This window comes from Crocosphaera chwakensis CCY0110 (assembly GCF_000169335.1).
Classification (GTDB): Bacteria; Cyanobacteriota; Cyanobacteriia; order Cyanobacteriales; family Microcystaceae; genus Crocosphaera; species Crocosphaera chwakensis.
Genome location: NZ_AAXW01000135.1, coordinates 1 through 2,046, shown reverse-complemented (window position 1 = coordinate 2,046; position 2,046 = coordinate 1). Strand labels below are relative to the sequence as shown.

2 protein-coding genes are annotated in these 2,046 nt (G+C 36.3%); one reads left to right on the top strand and one right to left on the bottom strand.

What is annotated here, in order from left to right; translation table 11 throughout:
- Positions 1-482, bottom strand: a 482-nt coding sequence (locus CY0110_RS27560; RefSeq protein ID WP_008278961.1) for an MltA domain-containing protein, incomplete at its 3' end; no start/stop codon positions are given.
- 161 nt (positions 483-643) lie between these two features.
- On the opposite strand from CY0110_RS27560, the gene CY0110_RS27555 reads away from it, so the two are divergent.
- Positions 644-1,840: a glycosyltransferase gene (locus CY0110_RS27555; protein ID WP_035800898.1), complete on the top strand. Its 1,197-nt coding sequence runs from the start codon at positions 644-646 to the stop codon at positions 1,838-1,840.
- Positions 1,841-2,046 lie beyond the last annotated feature (206 nt).

Here is a 2,046-nt window from a genome sequence, read left to right as displayed (position 1 = left end):
AGATATAACGGATAACGATACTCAGACGTTCGTTGACGACTAGCGGTGTAAACGGGTTCAAAATACCCCGTAAAATGTACGGTTCCTTGATTATCGTGACCCACAGATTGATACAAAGTAAACTCTTTTTCGATAGCTGCTTGTAGAGCTTCTGGGGTTTTGGCTATTTTTAATAATTCTTTAAAACGACTTAAAGAACGACGAACGCGATCGCGGGTAACACCAGGAATCGGATAATTATTATAAACTTCTGCTGCTTTTGGCGTATCTAAATATCGTAAACTATAACTAATTGCGCGAATTAATGACCATTTATCCCCTGGATTTTCCGTTGTTCCCCAGAGTTGTTCATCTTCTGACCAAACGATATTAATTTCTGTAGGGTTAATCTGACGTAATGGCAGTTCCTGAGCCATCATCATCTGAGCAGGATAAACAACCAATCCTAATCCTAGAGAAAAAGCCGTGATAATATTATTCATTGAATCAGGTTATAGAGTTGAAAACGTAAGGGTAGAGTAAAGATATATTAGCAAAAATGACACCACCATGAAGCCAGAAAACTTTTTTTGTGGTATTTTCAGGATCAGTTGAAATTCTATTTAACATTCAATATTTAACAAATCCATTCTATAAATTTACGATGACTCAATCTCTCATTCCCGTCCCCTCTGGCGTGTTTCAAGTTCTTGAGACTCCTATAACATCAGATGAATCCTTTAATAGCCCTTTAAAATTATCCTTAGTCTTACCCACCTATAAAGAAGCAGACAACATTCAAAGCATTGTTGAAATTTTAAGCAACTTACTCGATCAAACCATTCCTGGAGAGTATGAATTAATTGTTGTTGACGATAATAGTCCCGATCATACTTGGAAATTAGCTTTAGAGTTAACTTCTGACTATCCTCAACTGCGTGTCATGCGACGTATCGAAGAAAAAGGACTGTCAACAGCCGTCATTCGGGGTTGGCAGGTTGCAAGAGGAGAAATTTTAGGGGTAATTGATGCTGATTTACAACACCCTCCGGAGGTACTAACACAACTGTTACAAGAAATGGAAAAAGGGGCTGATTTAGCTTTAGCTAGTCGTCATGTTGAAGGGGGTGGTGTCAGTGAGTGGAGTATCATTAGACGGTTTCTCTCCCGTGGAGCGCAAATGTTGGGTTTATTGATTCTTCCAGAAGTGATCAGTCGTTTGTCTGATCCTATGAGTGGCTATTTTATGGTACGTCGTAGCGCCATTATTGGTCGCTCATTAAGTCCTGTAGGCTATAAAATTTTAATTGAAGTAGCAGCTAGGGGACGCATTCGTTGGATTGCTGAAGCTGGTTATGTCTTTCGGGAACGACAAGCAGGGGAAAGTAAGGTCACTTGGAAACAATATATCGAGTATATTCAGCATTTATTACGATTAAGATTATCCATTTCAGCCCGATTTATCCAATTTTGTCTGGTTGGATTAAGTGGAGTGGTGGTTGATATGGGATTTCTTTATTTACTCAGTGACCCGAATACTCTTGGATTACCTTTAACCCGAAGTAAAATTATTGCAGCAGAATTAGCTATTATTAATAATTTTCTCTGGAATGATTTGTGGACGTTTGGAGATATCTCTCGACGACAACCTGGAAAACGTCAAAGGTTAAAACGATTGATTAAGTTTAATATTATCTGCTTAGCTGGATTAATTCTTAATGTGTTGTTTTTGAATATTTTCTATAATTTGTTTAATATCAACCAATATATTGCTAACTTTTTAGCTATTGGTTTAGTGACTCTGTGGAATTTCTGGTTTAATTCAAAACTTAGTTGGCGAGTTACAGAAGTTGACAAATAATCTCTGTCTAAGTTTTTTAAGTAAATTACTTGCCTTAATCAAGTAAGTAATTTACTTAATCAGTGAAATCGGATATTTTATTGGCTCTTAAATTTTGGAATAAATTGTGTAACACCAAGATACTAATGATTAAGAGATAAATAATAGTTAAGCTAATAAATAAACTCCCTCTAAAATAGTTAGTTGCTTGAGGATGATAAAAGTTA